The following is a 22,923-nucleotide window of genomic DNA, read 5'->3' as shown; positions in this document are numbered from 1 at the left end:
AAGATGATACAATATGTTTGCAAAAAGAGCATCTCTTCGGAGATCTGAGCCGGTTCCTGTTGGCGTGGGAGCCGGTTTCTTTTTTATTTGTTTTCTGATGGATTTTCTTTATAATAATTCTCACAAAGTGCATTAAGAATATCTCTATTCCATAAAAAAATTTGTGTCTTTTCTGCTAGTTCTTTAGCTGATTGCGTAAAGTATCTGTTGGTTAGAACGACACCAACATGGCAGTTGTAGTATGATTTTCCTGCAAAAACTTCTTGAACAGCTTTATTTCCTACATCTGAAGAATATCTCTTGCATTGAATTGCATACTTGACTCCAAGTTTTTCGGCTAAAATATCAATTCCCTGGTCGTTGCTTCCTGGGGTCACATAGACATTGGAAAAACCATTTGCTTTAAGGAGCTTTGCGCAGAATTGTTCAAAATCATGCCCTTCCATGTAATCATATTTTCCGTTATACATTCGAATCCTATCATCAATTGGATTGGGGAGAGAGGAAAAGCTTAAATTTGAATCAGAAACTGTATTTTCACTCGAAATGGAATCTATAAGTTCTACAGTCTTTAAAAAATCTTCGAATTGTTCCATCGACATAAGAACTTTTCTTGGTTTAACGCCATCTTCTGGACCAACTACACCAGCATCGCTAAGCTGATCTATAATCCTTGCCGCTCTGTTAAAACCGATTTTAAATAAACGCTGTAGCATACCAATAGATGCTCTGTTTTTTTCTATTATGAATTTTCCTGCTTCTACAAAATAACGGTCAACTTCTAATTTATTTTTGAATTTTGGAGTAGATTCAATATCCAAATTATTTTGGCCTTGAATTTCAGTGTCTTCTTTTGATGAATATTTTTGCGTTGCTTCAAGTGTGAAATCAGAATTATCTGAGATTTGCGTTTCAGCCTCTTTTATTCGCCGCTCCAAGAAATCAATACTTGCTTGCTTCTCTGCGTTAATTTCCATTAAATTTACAGACGGTAATTTGCCAGAAAAATCAACTACTCCTTCAAGTTCAGATAAAGACCTTAAAGTACTATTAAGTTCGTCGAATGATGTATAAAATTCTTCCCGGTCTATCGTTGTATTTAGAATATCAGCCAAGTGATGCGCCTTTTTTAACAAAAAAGCTGCACGATCAGATGGAGAAGGCTTAGGAACTAAATAATTGTCAGGTGGAGTATCTGTTTGTTTTATATCAGGTTGTAATGAAGTATTCTCTTTCTTCTTTTTGCGTTTAAAGAATATACAAAACAAAATTATGAATGCAATAATTCCTAATATAATGCATATTGTTGTATAATTTTCTTCTATAAATTGTCCGGTGGCGCATAGTACAGCAAATAATATAAAGCGTGTTCCACAACCGCCGGTATCCTTTTGTTTTGCCACTTTCTTTTCTCCTAGGATATAGCTTTTATGCTGAAGTTTAATCAGCAGTAATCATTCGCATAACAGCAAACGGTTCAAAATAAATAACATAATTATCAATAGCGGTACACACGCCGTATTTAGATCTGTAGCACTGGATAGCTTCTTTCAGATATTCTTCTGTAGCATCCAGAAAATCTACCATTTCATACAGATTCCTGCACCCAGCTTCATAAGCCCGGATCAGACCGGTTAATCCAATCTTGAGGTTATAACCATATAATCTGGCACGATATTCCTGTTTTTGTTTCATAATATTATCCTGATCCAAAATATCCCCGGAACTGGTGTAATGGTGACCAAGTTCTTCAGCCAGAACACAGGATTTCTCGGCTTGTGTTTCTATATCTTTTCGGATTGCTATCCGTTTTCCTTTAAGCAGACCGTCATGATCTGTCAGAGGATGTTCTTTTACTGCCAGACCATTCTGATCGGCAGCAGTCAGTAACTGTTCGTAATTCAACGGGATCACCCCTTTTAAAATCAAATTGCGGATTTTAAGGATGGGTAGGCATAGCTGTGTTCATACATATATTCTGGGGCACAGTCAATCTCCTCGTCCATCCACGTAACAACTCCATGGACAATCTTGAAATTGCTAAAAATATCAGGATCATTTAAAGGAGTAAATACTTCCTCTTTTAAAACAGTAGCATCAAATACTCTTTTCTCACCGGAAGAGAAAGTAAGAAGTAACATTTTCTCTCCTGTAACCTTTGCATCCTGTATTTTCAATAATTCTTTTGTAGAACCTGCATACAAAATTCCATTTACTTCAAACATGATTCCTCCTTATAATAAAACTCTCTTTTCAAAGTTCATAAATAAAATATGGTTTGACAAATATTTTGAACATTTGTATAATATACTTAACAAGACAACTGGAACGATAGCTGAAACCTATCCGTTTCTGGTGTAATAAGAGTTATAGAAATAGCATCCTACTTGACCAGAGCGGGGATGCTATTTCTTATTTTTCAGATTCAGAATAGCTACGATTAAAAGTCCTGTGTTCAGGATAATCATAAATTCTTCATATGTACTCATAAGCCCCACTCCTTTCTGCAAGACTCAGAAACGGAGTGGTACCGCATCCTCCCAGTTGCCCTGGTAAGTATATTATATTGTCAAAGTATCTGCGTATTCGGTCGAATACAATCTAATCCCACATAGAATCATCATTCATAATATCAAGATCATGCTGAACACCCTCCGGTGTCTGCTCAACGTCTGTGCGGGCATGGGCGGCTAGAACGTCTTCCTCCATCTGCTGAGCGGAGAGAAGACTTTTTGAATAGGTGAGGACCTTACCTTGATTATGCGGGGATAATTGTTCATATACTGCAGTGAGTTCCCGCGTTTTTGAATAGGCACCTATAGTTTCTGGCAATAAAGTTGTTTGGCTGGTTCGACCAAGTAAAAAATCTGTATCTACATTGAAATAGTCAGCTATCTTTTCGAGAGTTTCAAAATCAGGTTCCCTTGCACCGGTTTCATACATTCCGATAGTACTGCGAGAAATACCTATCTTTTCAGCCATTTCATTTTGCGTCAGGTTAGATGAAAGACGTAACTGACGGAATACGTTTTGGAAGTTTCCCATAATGCCCCTCCTGTGTAGTTTCTAAAATCATGTTATCACAGAACGTGATAAAAGTAAATACAAAAATGTCACGAATAGTGATTGACAAAAGACACAGATGGTGATATATTTCAATTAGTCACAAAACGTGACAGAAAGGAGGGGTAATGGTGATTCCATACGGAAAAAGGTTGATAGAATTACGGGGGAATAAAAGCCAGGCGGAAGTGGCAAAGGGCATAGGAATTGCTACATCTACGCTTGGAATGTATGAAACACAGCAAAGAACTCCTAGAGATTCTATTAAAATTGCAATTGCAAATTATTATGGAAAAACTGTGCAAGATATTTTTTTTACTCCGTAATGTCACGAAAAAGGACAAATAAATTTAATACCAGAAAGGAGTGAACAAAATGGACAGAGCAACACTGCGGGTTTCTGCGTATATAAGACAAAAAGGATTTAATTTGTCGGATATATCACGGAAAACGAAAATTCCGTATATGGCATTATATGACAGCCTTTTTAATGAAAAAAGAAATCGCGATTTACGAGTGGACGAATTTCTGACACTGTGCAAACATCTTGATGTCAATCCGATAAGTTTTGCGGATAATTCGTACGAAAGAAGGGCAGTTTAGATGGACAATACGAAGAAAGAAATAGATCACCTGCGTAAGCAAATAAGAAGTTTGGGGACTGCTTTAGTGCTTACACAGGTGACTATGATAACTTTACTTATTATTTGGAGCCGTCAGTATCTTCAGCTTCTTCGGAACTATCAAGATCTTTTGCAGTCGATGCAGTTGTGTCTTGAATCTGTGAAAACTGTTTATTCTGTTCTTCAACAGCTTCTTTTAACTCCTTGATGGATTCGGCTTCACTGGAAGAAGAAACATCTACATTATGGAGAAGCTGCTGTAATAACTCGTTCTGGGAGCGTTGAAGCTGAAGCTGGGCTTCTTCGATTTGCATTTGCTTAGTCTGCGTTGCTTGTGATGACTTTGATTGGATAATAGAAAGCGAAATCGAGACCATTGCACTGAGGATTATTCCTATAATAGCAACGAAAGTGGATGTAGGAATTTTTATTCTATGATTTCCAAGAGGAATGTAAACAGAATCGGGTAATTCATATGTTTTGATGACAGATTCATCGGCGATTACAAAATCGTCTTCGGATAAATCGCTAAAATTATCAGGGCAGTTTGATTTCGGTGCGCTGTCTGCAAGCTGTTGTTGAAGATCTTGGAGTGAAATTATAGCTTTTAGAGATTCATTCAAACTGTTGTACATACCGGCTGTTATATTATCGCGTACACTGGCCGTTATAGCTTCGGACATTTGGGAAAGAGAGTCGGCAAGTGATGAAAACATAGCAGGCGTGTACGACTGAAGAAATTGCTTGTAAGGTTTGACTATTTCTTCTTGAAGCTGTTGTATTTGAGCAGTTAACACTTCAGGAGAAAAAACAGTTTGCAAATATTCAGAATATACACTTGAAAGTCTGTTCAAAGAATCTTGTAGTTCTGAACATATGAAAGGGTTGAATTTTTGAGAGTTTCCCATAGATACCTCCTAGAGTAAATATTCAGGCATGCCAGTGCCTGTGATTAAAAGATAGGAGATAAGCAAGAAAAAGTCAATGGTTTAAGACCAGAAAGGAGATATATGTTAGATTATTTCGTCAGTGAAAATATTCTTGGTCAGGTTTCAATTCAGCTCGAAATGACGAGCCACGATTGGTCGAGATTAAAAGCGTCTGCCGCGTGGACGCAGGTGGAGCAGATTCTAATGGAATCTGAAAAACAAAATAGCCACTGCTTTCGCCATAACCAGACAAGCAAATCGGAAAAGCAGGGAGAGGGTGAGAAAAGAATGAAGAAAACAGCAGTACCCAAATTAATGATCGCAGCAGTTGGAACAGCAACATATGTTTTCCTTGATGGAAAATGTATCAGTGACGGACTGGAGGACTTGAAGTATTCGTCAGTGGATAAGGATGGAAAACTCAGTCCTATCTTAGACATGAAAATTAACGTTAGCAGTTTCTCTTTTGAGTCAGGAATGACCATTGAGGAATTTCTGGAAAAAAGTACAGAGATCAAAAGAATGTTCCAGCAGTCCGATCAGGAAAAGAAGGAACTGCTGGAACCAAAGGAAGAGGTTTAATCTTCTTCTTTCAGGACATCAAGGTTAATGGTTATAGTGCCGAGGATATTCTGAAAATCATCTTTCCAGGACACATATCCTTTAGCCATCAATTCTTCGAGCGCAGCTGAGTGATTAGGAACGCTCATGTATTCAATAAAATCGAAAGAATTGTTGCCGGTTGTTTTATACAATTCGGCAAGATGTTTCATGAAAGCCATAGCATCTGGACTTAACATACGTATTCTCCTTTCATATGTACTTGGGTATGCCAGTACCCTGTATTTATAGGATAGAAGCAATGAAGAGGAGAGTCAATAAAACTCATTCGACAATCTAATTAAAACTTTATAAACAAAACGAAAGGAGTGAGAAAAATGGCAATACGTTACACCACGGAAGCCAAGAAATATATTCTGCTCAAAGGAAATATTGCAAAGCGGATGGAAGCCGAGCGCGTTTCCGATGAGCAGATGGCGGCCGCAACAGGTATGAAAGTCAGAACATACAAAGAAAAGAAAAATTATCCTGAGAAATTCACATATCCGGAACTCCGAAAGGTATTCATCAGATTGAAGTTTCCAGAGGATGAGATTTTGGAGGCATTGACATGAAGGACTTTATTGATTCCGCTCTGATCGGAAGTTTAGCTACATACTTGCCGTTCTGGATCATCGACAGCACCGTCCAGAGAATCGTTTTGGCAATAGGATTATCCATTATGGTTTATGCCGGCAAGCTGTGGCTGATGGAACAGGCAGAAAAGTAATAATAGAAAAGGATCCTCAGAGCAGCAACTCATAAGGATCCAAAAAGTAATAGTTTATCACCCTTTCATTGTAAAGGGGAAAAGGAGAAAATGCAAGTATGAGTATGAAAATTAATAAGCTGGAAATCGAAAATGTTAAGCGTATCAAGGCTGTAAAGGTAGAGCCTAAGGCAAATGGCCTCACAGTAATCGGTGGAAACAATAATCAGGGGAAGACTTCTGTTCTTGATTCTATTGCATGGGCACTGGGAGGAGAACGCTATAAGCCGTCCCAGGCGACCAGAGAAGGATCCGTAGTTCCGCCTGTGTTACATATTGTCATGAACAATGGTCTTGTCGTAGAGCGTAAAGGAAAGAACAGTGCGCTGAAGGTCACAGATCCGAACGGCCAGAAAGCAGGACAGCAGCTTTTGAATGAGTTTGTGGAACAGCTGGCACTAGATCTTCCGAGGTTTATGGAAGCTTCTGGTGCGGAGAAAGCAAGAGTGCTTTTGCAGATCATTGGTATTGGTCCTCAGCTGACACAGTTGGATCAGAAAGAAAAAGAACTTTACCAGGAACGTTTATATGTTGGACGTACAGCAGACCAGAAAGAGAAGTTTGCCAGAGAACAGACCTATTATCCGGATGCTCCAAAAGATCTTATTTCTGTATCGGAGCTGATCAGACAGCAGCAGGAGATTCTTGCCAGAAATGGAGAGAACCAGAGAAAGAGAGAACAGTTACATCAGTTGGAACAGAAGTATCAGAGCATCAATGATCAGATGGCTGCTCTTTTGGCAGAACAGAAACAGGTAGAAAAAGATTTGGAGACTGCAAGATGTTCTGCAGCAGATCTTCACGATGAATCCACAGAAGAGCTGGAGCAGAACATCTCCAATATTGAGGAGATCAACCGTAAAGTAAGAGCAAATCTGGACAAAGAAAAGGCAGAAGATGATGCCAGGAGTTATCGTGATCAATATAATCTGCTCACAAATAATATCGAAGAAACCAGAGAGGAAAGAATCAAACTCCTGAGCACGGCAAAGCTTCCACTTCAGGAATTGTCCGTAGAAGAGGGAGAGCTGATCTACAAAGGGCAGAAATGGGACAACATGTCAGGATCTGACCGGTTAAAGGTATCAACTGCGATCGTAAGAAAGCTGAACCCGAACTGTGGTTTTGTCCTTCTGGATAAGTTGGAACAGATGGACGTGCAGTCTCTGCAGGAATTCGGAGAATGGCTGGAAGTGGAAGGGCTTCAGGCAATTGCCACACGTGTAAGTACTGGTGATGAATGCTCAATCATTATCGAAGATGGATATGTAGTTGGCCAGGAACATCCGGAAGAACCGAAAAAGAAAGAATGGAAGGCAGGTACGTTTTAAATGGAGATTACCAGAGGAAAGATTCCATGTGCAAAAAAAGTTGTTATTTACGGGCCAGAAGGGATTGGCAAGTCTACATTCGCCAGTCAGTTTCCAGATCCGGTATTCATTGATACGGAAGGAAGTACTAATTCGATGGATGTGGCGAGACTGCCAAAGCCTACAAGCTGGCAGATGCTCCTGGAAGAAGTCCAGTATGTAAAAATGCATTCAAATGTCTGCAGGACACTGATCATTGATACCATTGACTGGGCAGAATCCATGTGCATCCAGAGTATTTGCGATAAATACCAGAAAACAGGCATTGAAGATTTTGGCTACGGAAATGGTTATGTCTATACGAAGGAAGAGATAGGAAGGTTCCTGAATAATCTTTCTGAAATTGTAGAGGCAGGAGTGAATATTGTCCTTACTGCACATGCCCAGATCCGGAAGTTTGAACAGCCGGACGAACTGGGTGCCTATGACCGATGGGAGTTAAAGCTTGGAAAGAAAACAGCTTCCCAAACCTCTCCGTTGATCAAAGAATGGGCAGACATGCTGTTGTTTGCAAACTATAAAACATTTTCAGTTGCGGTAGATGATAAAGGTCAAAAGAGAAAAGCCCAAGGCGGGGAACGTGTTATGTACACGTCCCATCATGCCTGCTGGGATGCGAAAAACCGCTATGGGCTTCCAGATCAGGTACCATTCAGCTTTTCATCAATTGCACATATCATTGAAAGTAAATCGGCAGAACAGCCGAAATCAGAGCCGCAGCCTGAATATCAGGTGCAGCAGCCCAAAGCTGCCCCGCCTGCACCGGAATCAACTCAGCCAGCATATACCGCAGGAGAACAGATGAACCTGCCTTTAGAGAAACCGAAAGAACCAGAACCTAAGGGAAACTTCCCCCCGGCAGACCCTGCGATTCCAAAAGCTTTGCGTGATCTGATGGAAACGAATCATGTAGATGAATGGGATATTCAGAATGTTGTGGCTGCAAGAGGATATTATCCTTCGGACGTAAAGATCAGAGATTATGACAGAGACTTTATCGATGGATGTCTGGTGGGAGCATGGCCACGGGTTTATGCGATGATCAGAGAGATGAAAGAAAAACAGGAAATACCGTTTAACAATTAAGGAGGGCAAGTGATATGGCAATAGAAGGAAGAGAATTCGGATGGGATGATACCATCAAAGCAGATGCACAGGAGTTTGAGCCGCTTCCGGAAGGTGATTACAATGTAACGATCGAAAAATTTGACCGGAGCAGATCATCAGGAAGCGGAAAGCTTCCAGCCTGCAATATGGCAGTTGTGTACTTTGTTGTGCATGCTCCAGAAAGAAACGTAACAATCCGCGAGAACTATATACTGCATAGCAGTCTTGAATGGAAACTGTCCGAATTGTTTCGTGGCGTTGGTCTTAAAAAGGAAGGTGAAGAGCTCCGTATGGACTGGAATGCGCTTCCTGGTAAGACTGCACGTGCAAAGATCAAGCTGGAACCAGGGAAAAAAGATCCAACTAAAAAATATAATGTTATTGACAAGCTTTATCCAAAAGAAGTGTCAAAACCGGCATTTACACCAGGAGGATTTTAAATGGAACTGCGACCTTATCAGCAGGAAGCAAAGGAAGCAATCTTTGAACAGTGGGACAATGGAGTATTAAAGACTCTGCTGGTGCTTCCTACAGGATGCGGCAAAACGGTTGTGTTTGCAAAAGTTACGGAAGACTGTGTGCGGCAGGGAGACAGAGTACTGATCCTTGCCCACAGAGGTGAACTGTTGGAGCAGGCTGCTGATAAATTAAAGAAGACAACGGGATTGGGATGTGCGATGGAAAAAGCTGGTTCTTCTTGTCAGGGGAGCTGGTTCCGTGTGGTCGTTGGATCTGTGCAGACACTTATGAGGGAGAAACGGTTGAGTAGCTTTGAACCGGATTATTTTGATACGATCATCATTGATGAAGCACATCACTGCATTTCTGGCAGTTATCAGCGTGTACTGCAGCATTTTTCACATGCACATGTACTGGGAGTTACTGCTACACCGGATCGAGGCGATATGAGAAATCTTGGTACATATTTTGAATCCCTGGCTTATGAGTATACCCTTCCAAAAGCAATTAAGGAAGGGTACCTTTCTCCTATCAAGGCATTGACAATCCCATTAAAGATCGATATGAGCGGAGTGTCTGTGCAGGCGGGAGATTTTAAGGTGAGTGAGATCGGGACAGCCCTGGATCCTTACCTGCAGGGAATCGCAGAAGAGATGCAGAAATACTGTAAGGATAAAAAAACAGTTGTGTTTCTTCCATTGGTAAAGACCAGTCAGAAGTTTCGCGACCTGCTGAACGAATATGGTTTTCAGGCGGCAGAAGTAAATGGGGGCAGTCAGGACAGAGCGGAGATCCTCAGGGATTTTGACCAGGGGAAGTACAATGTGCTGTGCAATTCCATGCTTTTAACGGAGGGCTGGGACTGTCCGTCTGTTGATTGCATTGTCGTGCTCCGACCAACAAAGGTAAGGAGCCTTTATTGTCAGATGGTAGGACGAGGCACCAGATTATCCCCGGAAACAGGAAAAGACCATTTGTTGCTGCTGGATTTCCTATGGCATACGGAGCGGCATGAACTGTGTCATCCTGCAAGCCTGATCTGTGAAAACGAAGAGGTTGCACAGAAAATGACAGAGAACCTGGAAAAGGAAGCCGGCATGCCGGTTGACATTGAAGAAGCAGAGAAAAAGGCATCAGAAGATGTTGTGGCACAGCGCGAGGAAGCTCTGGCGAAACAGCTTGCGGAAATGAAACGAAGAAAAAAGAAACTTGTGGACCCGCTGCAGTTTGAGATGTCGATTCAGGCAGAAGACCTGACAAATTATGTACCTTCTTTTGGGTATGCGATGCAGCCGCCTTCTGAAGAACAGAAGAAAAAGCTGGAAAAACTGCAGATCGATCCAGAGGGGATAGATAATGCAGGAAAGGCAGATCTTCTCATCGATCGGTTACAGCAGAGGGTCAAAAATAATATGGCATCACCCAGACAGATCCGGCAGCTTGAAGGCAGGGGATTCCAGCATGTTGGAACCTGGACATTTGAGCAGGCAAAGAATGTAATTGACAGGATTGCAGCCAACGGATGGAGAACACCTTCAGGCATTCATCCGCAAAGTTATACACCACAGGAACATAAAGGAGCATAAACATGGAGCAGAGGACAAGTCTGACAGAAATAATTGAATACATTGATCCAGGCTCTTTGAATTATCAGGAATGGGTAAATGTCGGCATGGCCCTGAAACAGGAAGGTTATTCTGTCACTGTATGGGACCAGTGGAGCCGGAGGGACTTTGGCAGATATCATTCTGGAGAATGTGAGCGAAAATGGAAAAGTTTCTCTGGTTCTTCTTCTCCGGTAACAGGAGGCACGATCGTTCAGATGGCAATGGAGCATGGTTGGGTTCCGGAAAAAGGACATGAACTGGACTGGAACGACAGCATACAGGCAGACAGTGATCGTGTTGTAGTGGATAAGAACTGGCTGGAGGGTCAGGAGATTCAGGAACCACAGGACTGGAATCCGGCAGAACAGCTGATCTGTTATCTGGAGACTTTGTTTGAAGCCGGAGAAAACGTTGGTTATGTAACAGGCAGCTGGGAAAAGACCGATGAAAAAGGGACACGGTGGCTGCCACAAAAAGGCAGCTGGGATCGCACTGCAGGACAGCTCATTGAGCAGCTGAATGGCTGTAATGGAGATATTGGTGCTGTACTTGGTGATTACAATCCGGAAGCCGGAGCGTGGATCCGTTTTAATCCATTGGATGGAAATGGCTGTAAAAATGAAAATGTAACAGAATACAGATATGCACTTGTGGAATCTGATCGCATGGATCTGGAGAAACAGAATGCCATTTTGCGGGAACTGGAGCTTCCGATCGCCTGCCTGGTGTATTCCGGAAAGAAAAGCCTTCACGCGATCGTGCGCGTAGATGCAGCAGATTATAACGAATACAGGAAACGTGTAGATTATCTCTATGAGGTCTGCCAGAAGAATGGAATTGATGTAGATACGCAGAACAGAAATCCTTCCAGGTTGTCCAGAATGCCTGGCGTACAGCGTGGGGAAAAGAAACAGTTCATTGTAGATACGAATCTGGGGAAATCTTCCTGGAACGAATGGTATGAGTGGATTGAGGGTATCAATGATGATCTTCCGGAACCAGAAGGGCTGGAGGAGGTCTGGGAAAACCTTCCGGAACTGTCACCGTGCCTGATTGAAGGAATCCTCAGGAAAGGTCATAAGATGCTAATCGCCGGTCCTTCCAAAGCCGGTAAGTCATTCCTGCAGATAGAACTGTGTATTGCCATAGCTGAAGGCAAGAAATGGCTGCAGTGGTACTGTGCGCAGGGACGTGTTATGTATGTCAACCTGGAACTGGATAGAGCGAGCTGCCTGCACCGATTTAAAGATGTTTATACAGCAATGGGAATCTCTCCGGAGAATCTGAAAAATATTGATATATGGAATTTAAGAGGTAAGTCGGTACCGATGGATAAGCTGGCACCAAAGCTGATCAGAAGGGCTGCAAAAAAAGACTATGTAGCGATCATTATCGACCCGATTTATAAAGTCATCACCGGTGATGAGAACAGTGCCGATCAGATGGCAAACTTCTGTAATCAGTTCGATAAAGTCTGCACAGAACTCGGATGTGCCGTGATCTACTGCCACCATCACAGCAAAGGCAGTCAGGGCGGTAAGAAATCCATGGACCGTGCGTCTGGCTCTGGCGTATTTGCCCGTGATCCGGATGCACTGCTGGATCTGATTGAACTGGAACCAAGCGAAGCCCTGATGAAGCAGGAAGAGAATAAAGCTGTCTGCGGAGCCTGCAAGAGCTATCTGGATGCGCATTTTAAGTGGCAAGATGACCTTTCACAGGATGATTTGCTGAGCAGTGTACAAATGCTGGACTATTGCAGGGAACACCTGGATAAATGGCAGATGAAGGCCTTGGAGCGACAGATAGAGGCTGCAAAAGATACCGTAAAAGCAAAGACTGCCTGGAGAATAGAGGGAACGCTCAGAGAGTTTCCAAAGTTTGAACCGGTCAATTTGTGGTTCGATTACCCGGTACACCGCATTGATCAAGTTGGAAGCCTTAAGGATCTGCAGCTGGAAGTAGAGAAACCAATGTGGCAAAAAGGAAAAGAGATGCGCAAGAAACAAAGTGAACAGGTACGCAAGGCTAAAAAAGAAAAATACAAGATGGCAATAGAGAATTTTCGTTTTGAACATGAAGACAAATATCCGACTGTAAAAGAATTATACGAAGTCCTGAAATCAGACGCAGAGGCAACCGGAGAGAAACATCCGGAAGAAAAAACAATCCGAAATTCGTTAAAAGAAATCGGATTTATGGTAGATAAAAATACACATTGTCTTTGCCCGTTACCTTAATTACGGGAATCGGGAATACTTGCCCGTAACCTAGGTTATGGGAATAGCGGGAAAATTCCTGCAACCTTGATTACGGGAACGGGAATGTTCCTGCCCTTTACTTAGGTTACGGGAACGCGGGAACTTGCCTGCCCGGCACCTATATATAAATATATACACGGGAATCGGGCAAGCCCTCTGTACGGGTTATTCCCACCCTAAGTGTGGGGCGATTGAGGACGCCCCCACAACGGGTTAGGAGAATACCCGCCCAGTACAGTCGCGCAGGAAAGGAAGAAAAGAAAAAAATGACAAGTGAGAAAATGACGATAACAATTCCAATTATGTTTTTTGATCATTGGATGAAAGATATGCCAGAAATTAAAACAAGAGAAAGAAAAGGGAAGATTCGATCACGGGATGCTGATGTTCTGTCTTGGATGGATAAGCCAGAAAATTCAGCTGTCATTACCGTCATGGTTCTTCGAGAAATCTTACAAGAATGCATTCGAAGGGGGATTATAATTTATAATCCAACAAAAAGGACGTGGAGAGGAGTTGATTATGATGGCGACTGAATTTTTCCTGGCGATGAATCCGCCGACAGTAACACATCAGGAACACAAAGTAGCTGTTGTGAAAGGCAGACCGGTCTTTTATGATCCACCAGAATTGAAAGCAGCCAGACAGAAGCTGATGGCACATCTTGGTGGAGAAGTTCCGGAAGAACCGTATAGAAAAGGTGTCAGGCTGATCACAAAGTGGTGCTTTCCTGATGATGGCAAACATGGGAACGGTACCTACCGGATCACGAAGCCTGATACAGATAATCTCCAGAAGTTGTTAAAGGACTGCATGACCAGAGTTGGATTCTGGGAGGATGATGCATTGGTGGCATCCGAGATAGTTGAGAAGTTCTGGGCGCAGATTCCAGGGATCTATATCAGGATTGAAGAATTATGACAGGAAAAGAATTACTAAAGCTCTGGGAGCTGTATCCGGAAGCCAGGAGCTTATATGAACAGTACAACGACATCCTGTTGGAAGATGATGCTGCCTGGAAAGAACTTGTAGATACAGCAGAAGAACTGATACAAAACAACAGTTCCGATTTATCCCAGGAAGTAATTCTGGAAACAGTCAGACAATTGGAGTATTTGGCGAAGAGGAGAAGATCTGGATGGAGAAGATAAAATTAAAACCGTGCCCGTTTTGTGGTGGCAAAGCAAGTCTGATCAAAAATGAATGTCCTGATACGGGGTATGTAGGATGGTTCGTATATCATGATTGCCGAAAGTTCGGACCTCACGGAATTAAGACAAGACTTGATAGAGATCCGAAGTGTGCTGCGCAGGCATGGAACAAGAGGAAGGAATGAACCAGTCAATGCTGATCTTGGACACCCCGGCGAATTGCGAATGCTGTTTATGTTTGAGCGGGATTACGCTTGCGTGTACTGTATGCAGGGCCAAGGGAAAGATTATCGAGGATCCTTTCAACAAGCTGTGGTGGTGTCCACTTATACCATTAAATCCAGAGAAAGAAGGTAAATAAATGAGTAGTGTAAAAATGATCAAACTTGAAGACGGGGATTATGTCCCGGAAGAGTGCTGCACATTTGTCAGGAACTTTGAAACGGGCGAAATGGAAATAGATGATGTCATCCTGCCGTGTGGTTGCGACTGCTCGCGTGGTGGCACCCTTGATATTTCATGCGAAAGCTGTGTGATTCAGAAGATAATGAATGAGTATGGTGAACAGGAAGAGAACAGATGGATTCCAGTCAGCGAGCGGCTGCCAGATCCGGATGAATATATTCTGGTATCATTTGAGAACTTTTCTGTTCCGATGATTAGCAGATACACAGTAGATGATGAAGATAACGGTACATTTAGAATAGGCGATGAAGTTGACAGTTTTGTTGATAATGACTTGTTTGTCAATGCATGGATGCCGCTTCCGAAACCATACAAGGAGAAAATGAACGATGATTAATTTAGCAAATATATGTGTTCTGATCAGAACGCAAGAGGAATACGAGAAGATTTTGGAAGAGGCAAGAAAACAGGGATATAAATGGTATGGAGAAAAAGGCGTGTTTGTGCTTGGAGATCAGCAACTTCCAGATATATTAAAGTTTTATTCAGATAAAACTGTTGTAAGGCAAGCATGCCCTGACCATACATATAAGTTGTATGAAGCATCTGAACTGCTTGGAACAAAAGAACTGACCGCCAGAGAATTTATCGACTGGATGGTAAGGTTTTCAGGTTGCAGCTGTAATAATTACAGAAAATGTGTTCTTGGAAATGAGAATACAAAATGCAAGAAAATGTTGTGCGATACAGATACATGGAAAGGCAACGAGGATGAATTGCTTGAACTTGCTAAGGCAGGCGAAACAGATATCATGTCAATGAAAGAAAAAAGCGTTTCAATAATCGAAAATTTTATTGAAGCACCTGACCGCTCTAAAATAACTGATGAGTTCGTTGATTGTTTGAAATTTGCGGTTGATAAGCTGAAAGAGGTGAGCAAATGACAATAGGCGAAAGAATTAAGCGGGTACGCCGCGCAAATAAAATGAGCCTCAAAGCATTCGGTTCTGAGCTGGGTGTGGCTGATAGAACCGTGATGAACTGGGAGAAGAACAACAGCGGAGTGCCATTTGAGATGGCAATACAGATTTGCCAGAAGTTCGGGTGTACGTTGAACTGGTTGGCGGGAATTAAAGAAGAAGCTCAGGAGAAACAGATTCCGAAGAAGCCGGAAAACATGAAAACTATTTTTGATTTTTCTGGCAGATATTATGCAACAAATGGTGAATGCCCTGTATGTGGTGCAGAGGTATTGAGCAGTTCGAGTGTGTATTGTAATAAGTGTGGGCAGAAACTTGACTGGAGAGAGGAGATAAGAAGATGACATACAGAAATCATGAGGGTTACCCGGACCCGACTTCTGGACGGGCTATAAACGGAGTACGATGGGAAGAATTGCAGCGTCTGAGAGAAAAAGAACATAATCTGAAACGCGGGCAGCGGGTTACGTTATATGTAAAATGCCAATCAGAAGAGGCGAGAGATCGTGGACGTGCGAAGAATTCAGAAAAAATCAGAAAGCCATATTGGGTAGTAGAATTGTACAGATATTGTGTGCTTTTGGAGGATGAGAAAGGCTATCGAACAGCACCTTCATACATACAGCTGCAGTCATTAATGAGAGGTGGGGATTGATGGAAATTAAGGTCACAAGAGATCTGCTGGACCATTACCGGAAAATGAAGCAGGAAATACCGGTACTGGAGCTGGAACTTCAGATGATGAAGAACACAGATACTGGGTTAGGAAATAGTGTTATATTGGACGGCAGAACCGGCTATCCTAGACCGCAGAGCGTTGTCGGATTTGATCAGAAGAAATATGATCGCCGGAGAAAGACTCTGGAACACAAAAAAGAGAAGGTTAAAGCTATGGACCAGTGGATAGACGATATCAAGGATGGCCAGACGAGATGTGTGTTCCGGATGTTTTATAGGCAGGGAATGACCTGGAAGACGATTGCGAAGCAGATCGGCATGCCGCACAATGAAGATTATCCGAGATTACATATCCGAGATGCGTATTTAAAAAAATGTGGGATAAAATGAAAAAGGTCGGAAAAGTCGGAAATGTCGTTGTATGATGAGAATGTAGCCAAAGGCTTAGAGGCCGGCGGCTCTTTTCTCCTCATTTCGTAAATAGAAATGTGAAAATATTCTACCCCAAGAATATAATTTTCAAAAGGGACCTCGTAGAAATTACGGGGTTCTTTTTGTGTAGTTTTCCGATATGGACATTTGCAAACAAATGTTCTATAATGCAAGTACATGTAAAAAGAAAAAATGATTTATAACATGGCACCCTTCGGGGTGCTTTTCTAATGCCATTTTTCATACAGCGTGCACAGCACCAGCGTAGTCTTCGACGTAAGACCTCCTTTCTGACGGTGGCAATCGGCTGTTGTTTTATGGTGCTGGCAGGACTGTATTTCATAATATCCAAAACCGACGAATGAGAGGTGGTGAGGCTTGGCAAGAGTACCAGATCAGAGAGTAGAGCAGGCCAAGGCATTATATGACAAAGGCTTGAAATTAATAGACATTGCCAATCAGTTAGGAATTCCAGAAGGAACAGTCCGAAGCTGGAAGAATAGATACAAATGGGATTGCAACGTTGCAAAAGAAAAACGCAACGTTGCGAGAAAAAAAAGAGGTGCTCAAACTGGAAACAAAAATGGTTCTGGTGGACCGCCTGGAAATAAAAAAGCAGAGAAGTACGGATTCTTCTCAAAGTATCTCCCCGAAGAAACCAGGGAGATACTTTCTGCCATTGATCATGCTGATCCGCTGGATCTTCTGTGGCATCAGATACGGCTTGCTTATGCTGCTATCATCCGAGCACAGCGCATTGCTTACGTGAAAGACCAGCAGGATAAGACCATTGAGAAGATTGAAGAGAAAGATGGAAATGTCATTGGCGAGAAATGGGAAGTGCAGCAGGCATGGGATAAGCAGAATAACTTCCTGAAGGCTCAGGCCAGAGCTCAGGGCGAACTCAGGAACATGATCAAGCAGTATGACGAGATGCTTCACAAGAATTGGGAAGCTGCTTCTGAGGAACAGCGCGCCCGAATCGCACAGATGAAGGCACAGACGGATAAACTTACCGGCAATAACCAGGAGATTGAGGACCTGGACGATATAGAAGGCGAGATCTATGGCAGCAGTGAATAAATTTACCAAAAAGAAAACTATTTTATATCGTTTTTCTGAGAAACACAAAGAATACATCCGCAGATGCAGGGAATGTTCTTACAATGTGGCAGAGGGTGCCGTTCGTGCTGGTAAGACAGTTGATAATGTCTTTGCTTTTGCACATGAGCTGAAGACCACCCCAGACAAGATCCATCTTGCAACTGGATCTACAATGGCGAATGCCAAAATGAACATTGGTGACTGCAATGGGATGGGGCTTGAATGGATCTTTCGCGGACAGAGCCATTGGGGAAAGTACAAAGACAATGAAGCGTTATTTATCAAAGGTCCGGCAACCCATAACAGGCAGAAGATCGTAATCTTTGCAGGTGGAGCCAAAGAGGACAGCTACAAGAAAATCCGTGGTAACTCCTATGGCATGTGGATCGCGACCGAGATCAACCTTCATCACGATAACACCATCAAAGAAGCATTTAACCGACAGCTTGCGGCAAAGAGATTAAAAGTATTCTGGGATCTTAACCCGGATAATCCGAGAGCTGCTATTTATTCTGAATATATCGACAGATACCAGAAACAGCAGGAAGAGAATAATTTTCCGGGCGGTTACAACTATATGCACTGTACCATTTATGACAATATCAACATTACCACAGAACGTTTGCGAGAGATTGAGAGCAGATATGATGTTAACTCAATCTGGTATATGCGGGACATCAAAGGAATGCGCGTTGTTGCAAATGGTCTGATCTATCGCAGATTTGCAGATGACATCAGCACCAGGAAGTTTGGTTTTGCTATGAAAGAGAAACCGAAGGATATCATGGAGATCAATCTAGGCATTGACTTTGGAGGATCTGGCTCAGGTCATTCTTTTACAGCCACAGCGATCACAAGGGGATTTCAGATGGTTATCCCTCTGGCATCTGAGTGGATCAGCTGTAAAGATGAAAGCGGAAATCCGATAGAGATCGATCCGGATATGCTGGGTAGAATGTTTTGCAACTTTGTTCAGAAGATTTTGAGTCGGCATGGATATGTGACAGTGGTCTATGCGGACAGTGCAGAACAGACTTTGATCGCAGGAATACGCAGCAGTCTAAGAAAGAATGGTCTTGGCTGGATCAGAGTAGAGAATGCATTGAAGACGGAAATCAATGACCGTATTAATGCAACTTCGATTTTGATGGCGCAGGGGCGTTTTGCATATATGGATGGGGAATGCGACAGCCTGGTAAATGCTCTGTGTACTGCAGTCTGGGATCCGAAAGAATTGACAAAGAATGTAAGACTTGATGATGGAACCAGTGACATTGACTCACTGGATAGCTTTGAATATACGATTGAGCGGCAGATCAGTCAGCTCATCAGGTATGGGTGATTAACATGAATTATACAAAAATGTATCAGGCATTGCGGAAGATCCTGGATAAGGATGAGCAGATTGATTATGCCATGAGTAACAGGACTGCAGCACATATAGAACTGTGGTCAAAAATGTACGAAGATATGTCGCCGTGGCTTAATAAAAATATACAGAGCGCAGGAATTGCGGCAACGGTATCGGGAGAGATTGCCAGGCTGACAGTACTGGAAGTGAAGAGTGAAGTATCAGGAAGTGCAAAGGCGACATACATCAATAAGTTTTATCAGAAGGTGATTGAGAAGCTGAGAACACAAGTCGAGTATGCAAATGCAAAAGGCGGCCTTGTTTTTAAACCGTATGTAAATGCAGACGGTATATCAATTCAGTACATCCAGGCGGATAACTTCTTCCCACTGGAATTTGATACGGAAACGATTACAAAATGCGCGTTTCTTGATCAGTTTCGGAAAAACAATGAAATTTATTCCAGAATAGAAATACATTCCCTGAAAGATGGGATGCTGAACATTCGAAACAGAGCGTTTGTTTCTAAAACAGAGGGAATGATCGGAACAGAAATTCCTGTAGGATCTGTTGCACGATGGTCTGAACTGGCGCAGGAGATTACTTTTTCAGGAACAGATAAACTGCCATTTGGCTATTTCAGAGTACCGCTTGGAAATAATAAAGATGCAAACAGTCCTTTGGGAGCATCAGTATTTTCAAGAGGAGTGGAACATATCCAGGAAGCTGACAACCGATATTCTCAGATCAACTGGGAGTATGGAAGTAAGGAAACAGCCATTCATATCGCACAGAGTCTGCTGAAATATCGGAAGGACACAGATAGTTTTGAATATCCTGCCGGAAAGCAAAGGCTATACAGGGCAGTTGAATACAATACAGGACCGGTTGATAAGCCTTTTATGGAAGTGTTTTCACCAGAGATTCGGGACGAATCTTATTTTAATGGATGGAACCATCTCATGAGGCTGATAGAATTTGACTGTAATCTGGCTTATGGAACAATTTCGGATCCAAACAATACAGATAAGACTGCAGAAGAGATAAAAGCCAGTAAACAGCGTTCCTATTCTTTTGTACAGAGCTGTCAGACAGCACTGCAGCATGCCTTGGAAGATCTGGTGGATGCAATTTCATTCTGGTGTGATCTGTACCATCTCTGTCCTTCAGGAAACTACCAGACATCCTTTGACTGGGATGATTCTATTGTAACAGATGTGGAATCAGAAAGGCAGTCAGACAGGTTAGATGTTGCTATGGGAGCAATGTCCCTTGTGGAATACAGAATGAAATGGTACGGGGAAACAGAAGAGCAGGCAAAGGCAGCAGTACAGCAGCCAGAGGATACGGTGATTGAATGACCCAGGGGGAAATCGAACAGCTGACTGTAAAGACCGAGAATATCTTTTCCGAACTGGAAATCCGGATCATGTCAGATATTGCCCGGAGGATAAAAGAAAACGGCGTATCCACAGCATCGGCAGACTGGCAGATTAGTAGACTGCAGCAATTGGGAATGTCTGAGAAGCAGATCCGTACATGGATCCAGAAAGCCCTGGAAGCGTCAGACAAGGAAATGGATCACATATTCTCTGATGAGGCATACAGAGAATATTACGGTCATGCACGGGCATATAAGCTGGCAGATCTGGAGCAGATTCCTTTCGAACAGAATACATTTCTCCAACAGTTGCTTGAAGTAACAAAACAGCGGCTGAAAAGTGAATACAGGAACATCGCCGGTTCTATGGGCTTTGCAATCAGGGATCCTGCAACTGGAAAGATACGATCGGCTCCATTGATGGAGTATTACAGATCTACGCTGGACAATGCAGTGATGGACATTCATTCAGGAGCTTTTGACTACAATACAGTCCTGAGACGGACAATCAACCAGATGACTGCGTCCGGGATTCGGTACATAGAATATGATTCCGGACACCGTGACAGGGTAAATGTGGCAGTCAGAAGGGCTGTACTGACAGGGTTCCGGCAGATACAGGGGAAGATCAATGAGCAGGTGGCAGCAGATCTTGGTACAGATCAGTACGAGGTAAGCTATCACGTAGGTGCACGTCCGACACACCAGCCCTGGCAGGGTAAAGTTTGGAGTATGCAGCAGTTAAAAGAAGTGTGCGGCCTGGGCGAGATAACAGGGTTGAAAGGAATAAACTGTTATCATGATTACAGGCCATTTCCACCAGGATCTGTAAGGACTTATACAGATAAAGAACTCACACAGAAGCTCAAGGAGGAAAATACCCCAAGGGAATATAACGGAAAACAGTACACCACTTACGAAGCCCTTCAACAGCAGAGAAAGATGGAAAGGGGAATGCGAGCACAGCGTCAGAAGATCAAACTTCTTCAGGAAGGTGGTGCAGATCCAAACGATATCATTCTTGCGAAAGCAAAATATCAGGGACAGATGCAGACTTACAAAGATTTCTCTGAAAAGATGAAGCTTCCAGAGCAGAAAGAACGGATCATGCAGGATGGACTGAGGGGACATTTCATGCCGACAAAGGCAGAGCTTGAGAAAATAACCCCTTCGACATTGAAAAATGCGGCTGGGCAGGATATAATTGAAGTTAAGAAAACTACTCTAACTGGAAATCCTAATAGTATCACTCAGTTAACTGGTAAGAAAGGTGGAATTGAGAGAAATTATTATGATGAAAATGGTAGACAGTATAAGCAGATTAGCAATAATAATCATGGAAATGCTAAAATGCATCCATACGGTAAAAACGGAGAACATGCCCATGATTATAAGTATGAAGACGGAAAATTAATTGGTCGTCCAACCAGGGAATTGACAGAAAATGAGAGAAAGGAGAATGAAGATATATTATGACTGCAAAAGATTTAAGAGATAGAATTAACAGTATATGCACGCATGTTCTGTTTGACTATAATGGAAAAGAGTGTGGCGTGGATCCGTTTAATGAGAAACATTTTGATATGTGGTGTGGAGATGATTTTATGGAAGCTCACAGTATTGATGAAGTAATGAAAGCTCCATTCTTTGAGGGAAAGGCTCTGGAGGACATTGTTAATCAGCTTGAAAATGTGGAGGGTATGTAAAAATGCATGGTCCTAACTTTGTTTTGTGCCCTTTGGTGGATGAGAATATAGAGCCTATTGACTGTATTGAAAATTCGGATGCAGTAGATGGGATCATTAAGAAAGAAACAGTTCCGAAGAGGTTTAAAAAGAAACCGAATTGGGAAGTGATATGTGAAAAGTGTAAATGGCATGGGTATTGATACCACCACCAGCAGTGGCAGGTGGTATTTTTGTACCCATTTTAAGCAGTTGCGCTGGCGCAACAGGGAGATGACCAAACTTCTCGGGGCTGTCCGTTAAACAGCAGGTAAGCACACAGAGAAATCTGAGGTGCTATTTTTATGCTTTTCGTCAGCTGATCAGACGTAAAATAGTCGGATGATCGTGGCTCACACACGTAAACCAAGAGTAGAAAGAGAGATAAAAGAATGAAAAGAGAAGATTTAACAGCAAAAGGACTTACAACAGAACAGATTGATTTTGTTATGGCGGAATATGGAAAGGAAATCAATCCTTTAAAGGCAGAGAGAGATTCTTACAAGAATCAGTTGGACACAGCACAGGCTTCTTTGAAGGCTATGGAGGGAATTGATGCAGCGGCTCTTCAGACGAAGGTTACTAACCTGACAGCACAGCTTCAGGGCAAGGATACTGAGATTGCAAAGATCAAAGCTGATTATGAGTTTGATGCCTCTGTGAAAGAAGCCATCCGCAAGGCATCTGGCCGAAACGAAAAGGCGATCATGGCTCTTTTAGATACAGATACCCTGAAAGCGTCCAAAAACCAGGCTCAGGATATCGAGACAGCAATTGCAGATCTGAAGAAGGAGAATGATTATCTGTTCCAGCAGCCGTCCACGATTCCGCGGGTGGTATCTTCAACCACAGGAATCAATAACGATGCACAGACTAAAAAAGAGCAGGCAAATGAGGCACTGAGAAGTCTGCTCGGAAAAGGAGAGTAA

The 22,923-nt window shown here is 42.5% G+C and carries 29 protein-coding genes and 1 pseudogene; 23 read left to right on the top strand and 7 right to left on the bottom strand.

All coding sequences use genetic code 11. The features are described from left to right. Positions 1–83: 83 nt before the first annotated feature. From QZL69_RS13990 to QZL69_RS07615, 5 genes and pseudogenes are all read right to left on the bottom strand, one after another. Positions 84–596 (bottom strand): restriction endonuclease, encoded by a 513-nt coding sequence (locus QZL69_RS13990; RefSeq protein WP_442852505.1) that lies wholly within the window; start codon positions 594–596, stop codon positions 84–86. Further along, positions 570–776 (bottom strand): annotated as a pseudogene (locus tag QZL69_RS13985) (DNA translocase FtsK); the annotation flags it as partial. The gene QZL69_RS13990 and the pseudogene QZL69_RS13985, both read right to left, overlap by 27 nt. A 664-nt stretch (positions 777–1,440) precedes the next feature. Beyond that, positions 1,441–1,905: a hypothetical protein gene (locus tag QZL69_RS07625; protein ID WP_291518896.1), complete on the bottom strand. Its 465-nt coding sequence runs from the start codon at positions 1,903–1,905 to the stop codon at positions 1,441–1,443. A 20-nt stretch (positions 1,906–1,925) separates the two neighbouring features. Further along, positions 1,926–2,225, bottom strand: coding sequence for a DUF2442 domain-containing protein (locus QZL69_RS07620; RefSeq protein WP_022214628.1), 300 nt, complete (start codon positions 2,223–2,225; stop codon positions 1,926–1,928). 376 nt (positions 2,226–2,601) lie between these two features. After that, positions 2,602–3,045: a helix-turn-helix domain-containing protein gene (locus tag QZL69_RS07615; protein ID WP_022214627.1), complete on the bottom strand. Its 444-nt coding sequence runs from the start codon at positions 3,043–3,045 to the stop codon at positions 2,602–2,604. A 146-nt stretch (positions 3,046–3,191) separates the two neighbouring features. Between QZL69_RS07615 and QZL69_RS07610 the strand changes: the two genes are divergently transcribed. After that, positions 3,192–3,389, top strand: a complete 198-nt coding sequence (locus QZL69_RS07610; RefSeq protein ID WP_022214626.1) for a helix-turn-helix transcriptional regulator — start codon at positions 3,192–3,194, stop codon at positions 3,387–3,389. Positions 3,390–3,766: 377 nt separating this feature from the next. Here the strand turns inward: QZL69_RS07610 and QZL69_RS07605 are convergent, their stop codons facing one another. Beyond that, on the bottom strand, positions 3,767–4,594 hold the full coding sequence (locus QZL69_RS07605) for a hypothetical protein (RefSeq protein ID WP_022214624.1): 828 nt from the start codon (positions 4,592–4,594) through the stop codon (positions 3,767–3,769). 102 nt (positions 4,595–4,696) lie between these two features. Between QZL69_RS07605 and QZL69_RS07600 the strand changes: the two genes are divergently transcribed. After that, on the top strand, positions 4,697–5,197 hold the full coding sequence (locus tag QZL69_RS07600) for a hypothetical protein (RefSeq protein ID WP_022214623.1): 501 nt from the start codon (positions 4,697–4,699) through the stop codon (positions 5,195–5,197). Here QZL69_RS07600 and QZL69_RS07595 read toward each other — a convergent pair. Further along, positions 5,194–5,415 carry a hypothetical protein gene (locus QZL69_RS07595; protein WP_022214622.1) on the bottom strand — a complete coding sequence of 74 codons (222 nt, stop codon included), beginning with the start codon at positions 5,413–5,415 and terminating at the stop codon, positions 5,194–5,196. The genes QZL69_RS07600 and QZL69_RS07595 overlap by 4 nt on opposite strands. A gap of 138 nt (positions 5,416–5,553) precedes the next feature. Between QZL69_RS07595 and QZL69_RS07590 the strand changes: the two genes are divergently transcribed. The 21 genes from QZL69_RS07590 to QZL69_RS07490 all read left to right on the top strand — a co-directional run bounded on the left by QZL69_RS07590 (position 5,554) and on the right by QZL69_RS07490 (position 22,923). Continuing rightward, positions 5,554–5,790, top strand: coding sequence for a hypothetical protein (locus QZL69_RS07590; RefSeq protein ID WP_022214621.1), 237 nt, complete (start codon positions 5,554–5,556; stop codon positions 5,788–5,790). Then, a complete protein-coding gene (locus QZL69_RS07585; RefSeq protein WP_022214620.1) occupies positions 5,787–5,945 on the top strand; it encodes a hypothetical protein in 159 nt (52 codons plus the stop codon). Before QZL69_RS07590 ends, QZL69_RS07585 begins: the two co-directional genes overlap by 4 nt. A gap of 98 nt (positions 5,946–6,043) precedes the next feature. Further along, a complete protein-coding gene (locus tag QZL69_RS07580; protein WP_022214619.1) occupies positions 6,044–7,315 on the top strand; it encodes an AAA family ATPase in 1,272 nt (423 codons plus the stop codon). After that, positions 7,316–8,440, top strand: coding sequence for an ATP-binding protein (locus QZL69_RS07575; protein ID WP_022214618.1), 1,125 nt, complete (start codon positions 7,316–7,318; stop codon positions 8,438–8,440). A 14-nt stretch (positions 8,441–8,454) separates the two neighbouring features. After that, the gene (locus tag QZL69_RS07570; RefSeq protein ID WP_022214617.1) at positions 8,455–8,901 is read left to right on the top strand and encodes a DUF669 domain-containing protein; all 447 of its coding nucleotides are present in this window, start codon (positions 8,455–8,457) and stop codon (positions 8,899–8,901) included. Further along, a complete protein-coding gene (locus QZL69_RS07565; RefSeq protein WP_022214616.1) occupies positions 8,902–10,506 on the top strand; it encodes a DEAD/DEAH box helicase in 1,605 nt (534 codons plus the stop codon). Between the two features lie 2 nt (positions 10,507–10,508). Continuing rightward, positions 10,509–12,767, top strand: a complete 2,259-nt coding sequence (locus QZL69_RS07560) for an AAA family ATPase (protein WP_022214615.1) — start codon at positions 10,509–10,511, stop codon at positions 12,765–12,767. Between the two features lie 287 nt (positions 12,768–13,054). Continuing rightward, positions 13,055–13,324, top strand: a complete 270-nt coding sequence (locus QZL69_RS07555) for a hypothetical protein (protein WP_291518888.1) — start codon at positions 13,055–13,057, stop codon at positions 13,322–13,324. Next, positions 13,314–13,709 carry a RusA family crossover junction endodeoxyribonuclease gene (locus QZL69_RS07550; protein WP_291518900.1) on the top strand — a complete coding sequence of 132 codons (396 nt, stop codon included), beginning with the start codon at positions 13,314–13,316 and terminating at the stop codon, positions 13,707–13,709. Before QZL69_RS07555 ends, QZL69_RS07550 begins: the two co-directional genes overlap by 11 nt. After that, a complete protein-coding gene (locus QZL69_RS07545) occupies positions 13,706–13,939 on the top strand; it encodes a hypothetical protein (protein ID WP_022214613.1) in 234 nt (77 codons plus the stop codon). The genes QZL69_RS07550 and QZL69_RS07545 overlap by 4 nt, the downstream gene beginning before the upstream one ends. Further along, complete coding sequence (locus QZL69_RS07540) at positions 13,927–14,124, top strand: Lar family restriction alleviation protein (protein ID WP_022214612.1); 198 nt, start codon at positions 13,927–13,929, stop codon at positions 14,122–14,124. The genes QZL69_RS07545 and QZL69_RS07540 overlap by 13 nt, the downstream gene beginning before the upstream one ends. Positions 14,125–14,300: 176 nt before the next feature. Then, the gene (locus QZL69_RS07535; protein WP_022214611.1) at positions 14,301–14,741 is read left to right on the top strand and encodes a DUF551 domain-containing protein; all 441 of its coding nucleotides are present in this window, start codon (positions 14,301–14,303) and stop codon (positions 14,739–14,741) included. Continuing rightward, a complete protein-coding gene (locus QZL69_RS07530) occupies positions 14,734–15,288 on the top strand; it encodes a hypothetical protein (RefSeq protein WP_022214610.1) in 555 nt (184 codons plus the stop codon). The genes QZL69_RS07535 and QZL69_RS07530 overlap by 8 nt, the downstream gene beginning before the upstream one ends. Next, complete coding sequence (locus tag QZL69_RS07525) at positions 15,285–15,668, top strand: helix-turn-helix domain-containing protein (protein WP_022214609.1); 384 nt, start codon at positions 15,285–15,287, stop codon at positions 15,666–15,668. The genes QZL69_RS07530 and QZL69_RS07525 overlap by 4 nt, the downstream gene beginning before the upstream one ends. A 310-nt stretch (positions 15,669–15,978) precedes the next feature. Then, positions 15,979–16,392, top strand: coding sequence for a hypothetical protein (locus tag QZL69_RS07520; protein ID WP_022214607.1), 414 nt, complete (start codon positions 15,979–15,981; stop codon positions 16,390–16,392). Positions 16,393–16,812: 420 nt separating this feature from the next. Continuing rightward, the gene (gene terS / locus QZL69_RS07515) at positions 16,813–17,517 is read left to right on the top strand and encodes a phage terminase small subunit (protein ID WP_022214606.1); all 705 of its coding nucleotides are present in this window, start codon (positions 16,813–16,815) and stop codon (positions 17,515–17,517) included. After that, entirely contained in the window at positions 17,501–18,880 is a 1,380-nt protein-coding gene (locus QZL69_RS07510) for a hypothetical protein (RefSeq protein WP_022214605.1), read from the top strand. The genes terS and QZL69_RS07510 overlap by 17 nt, the downstream gene beginning before the upstream one ends. 5 nt (positions 18,881–18,885) lie before the next feature. Further along, positions 18,886–20,250 carry a phage portal protein gene (locus QZL69_RS07505; protein ID WP_227222642.1) on the top strand — a complete coding sequence of 455 codons (1,365 nt, stop codon included), beginning with the start codon at positions 18,886–18,888 and terminating at the stop codon, positions 20,248–20,250. Then, positions 20,247–21,746 carry a phage minor capsid protein gene (locus tag QZL69_RS07500; protein ID WP_022214603.1) on the top strand — a complete coding sequence of 500 codons (1,500 nt, stop codon included), beginning with the start codon at positions 20,247–20,249 and terminating at the stop codon, positions 21,744–21,746. The genes QZL69_RS07505 and QZL69_RS07500 overlap by 4 nt, the downstream gene beginning before the upstream one ends. Beyond that, positions 21,743–21,976, top strand: a complete 234-nt coding sequence (locus tag QZL69_RS07495) for a hypothetical protein (protein WP_022214602.1) — start codon at positions 21,743–21,745, stop codon at positions 21,974–21,976. The genes QZL69_RS07500 and QZL69_RS07495 overlap by 4 nt, the downstream gene beginning before the upstream one ends. Positions 21,977–22,386: 410 nt before the next feature. Then, positions 22,387–22,923, top strand: coding sequence for a phage scaffolding protein (locus tag QZL69_RS07490; protein WP_022214600.1), 537 nt, complete (start codon positions 22,387–22,389; stop codon positions 22,921–22,923).

This window comes from Blautia sp. CAG:237, assembly GCF_000436615.1.
GTDB lineage: Bacteria > Bacillota > Clostridia > Lachnospirales > Lachnospiraceae > Blautia_A > Blautia_A intestinihominis.
The sequence above is the reverse complement of the archived record's forward strand: the minus strand, read 5'-3'. Positions and strand labels throughout refer to the sequence as shown.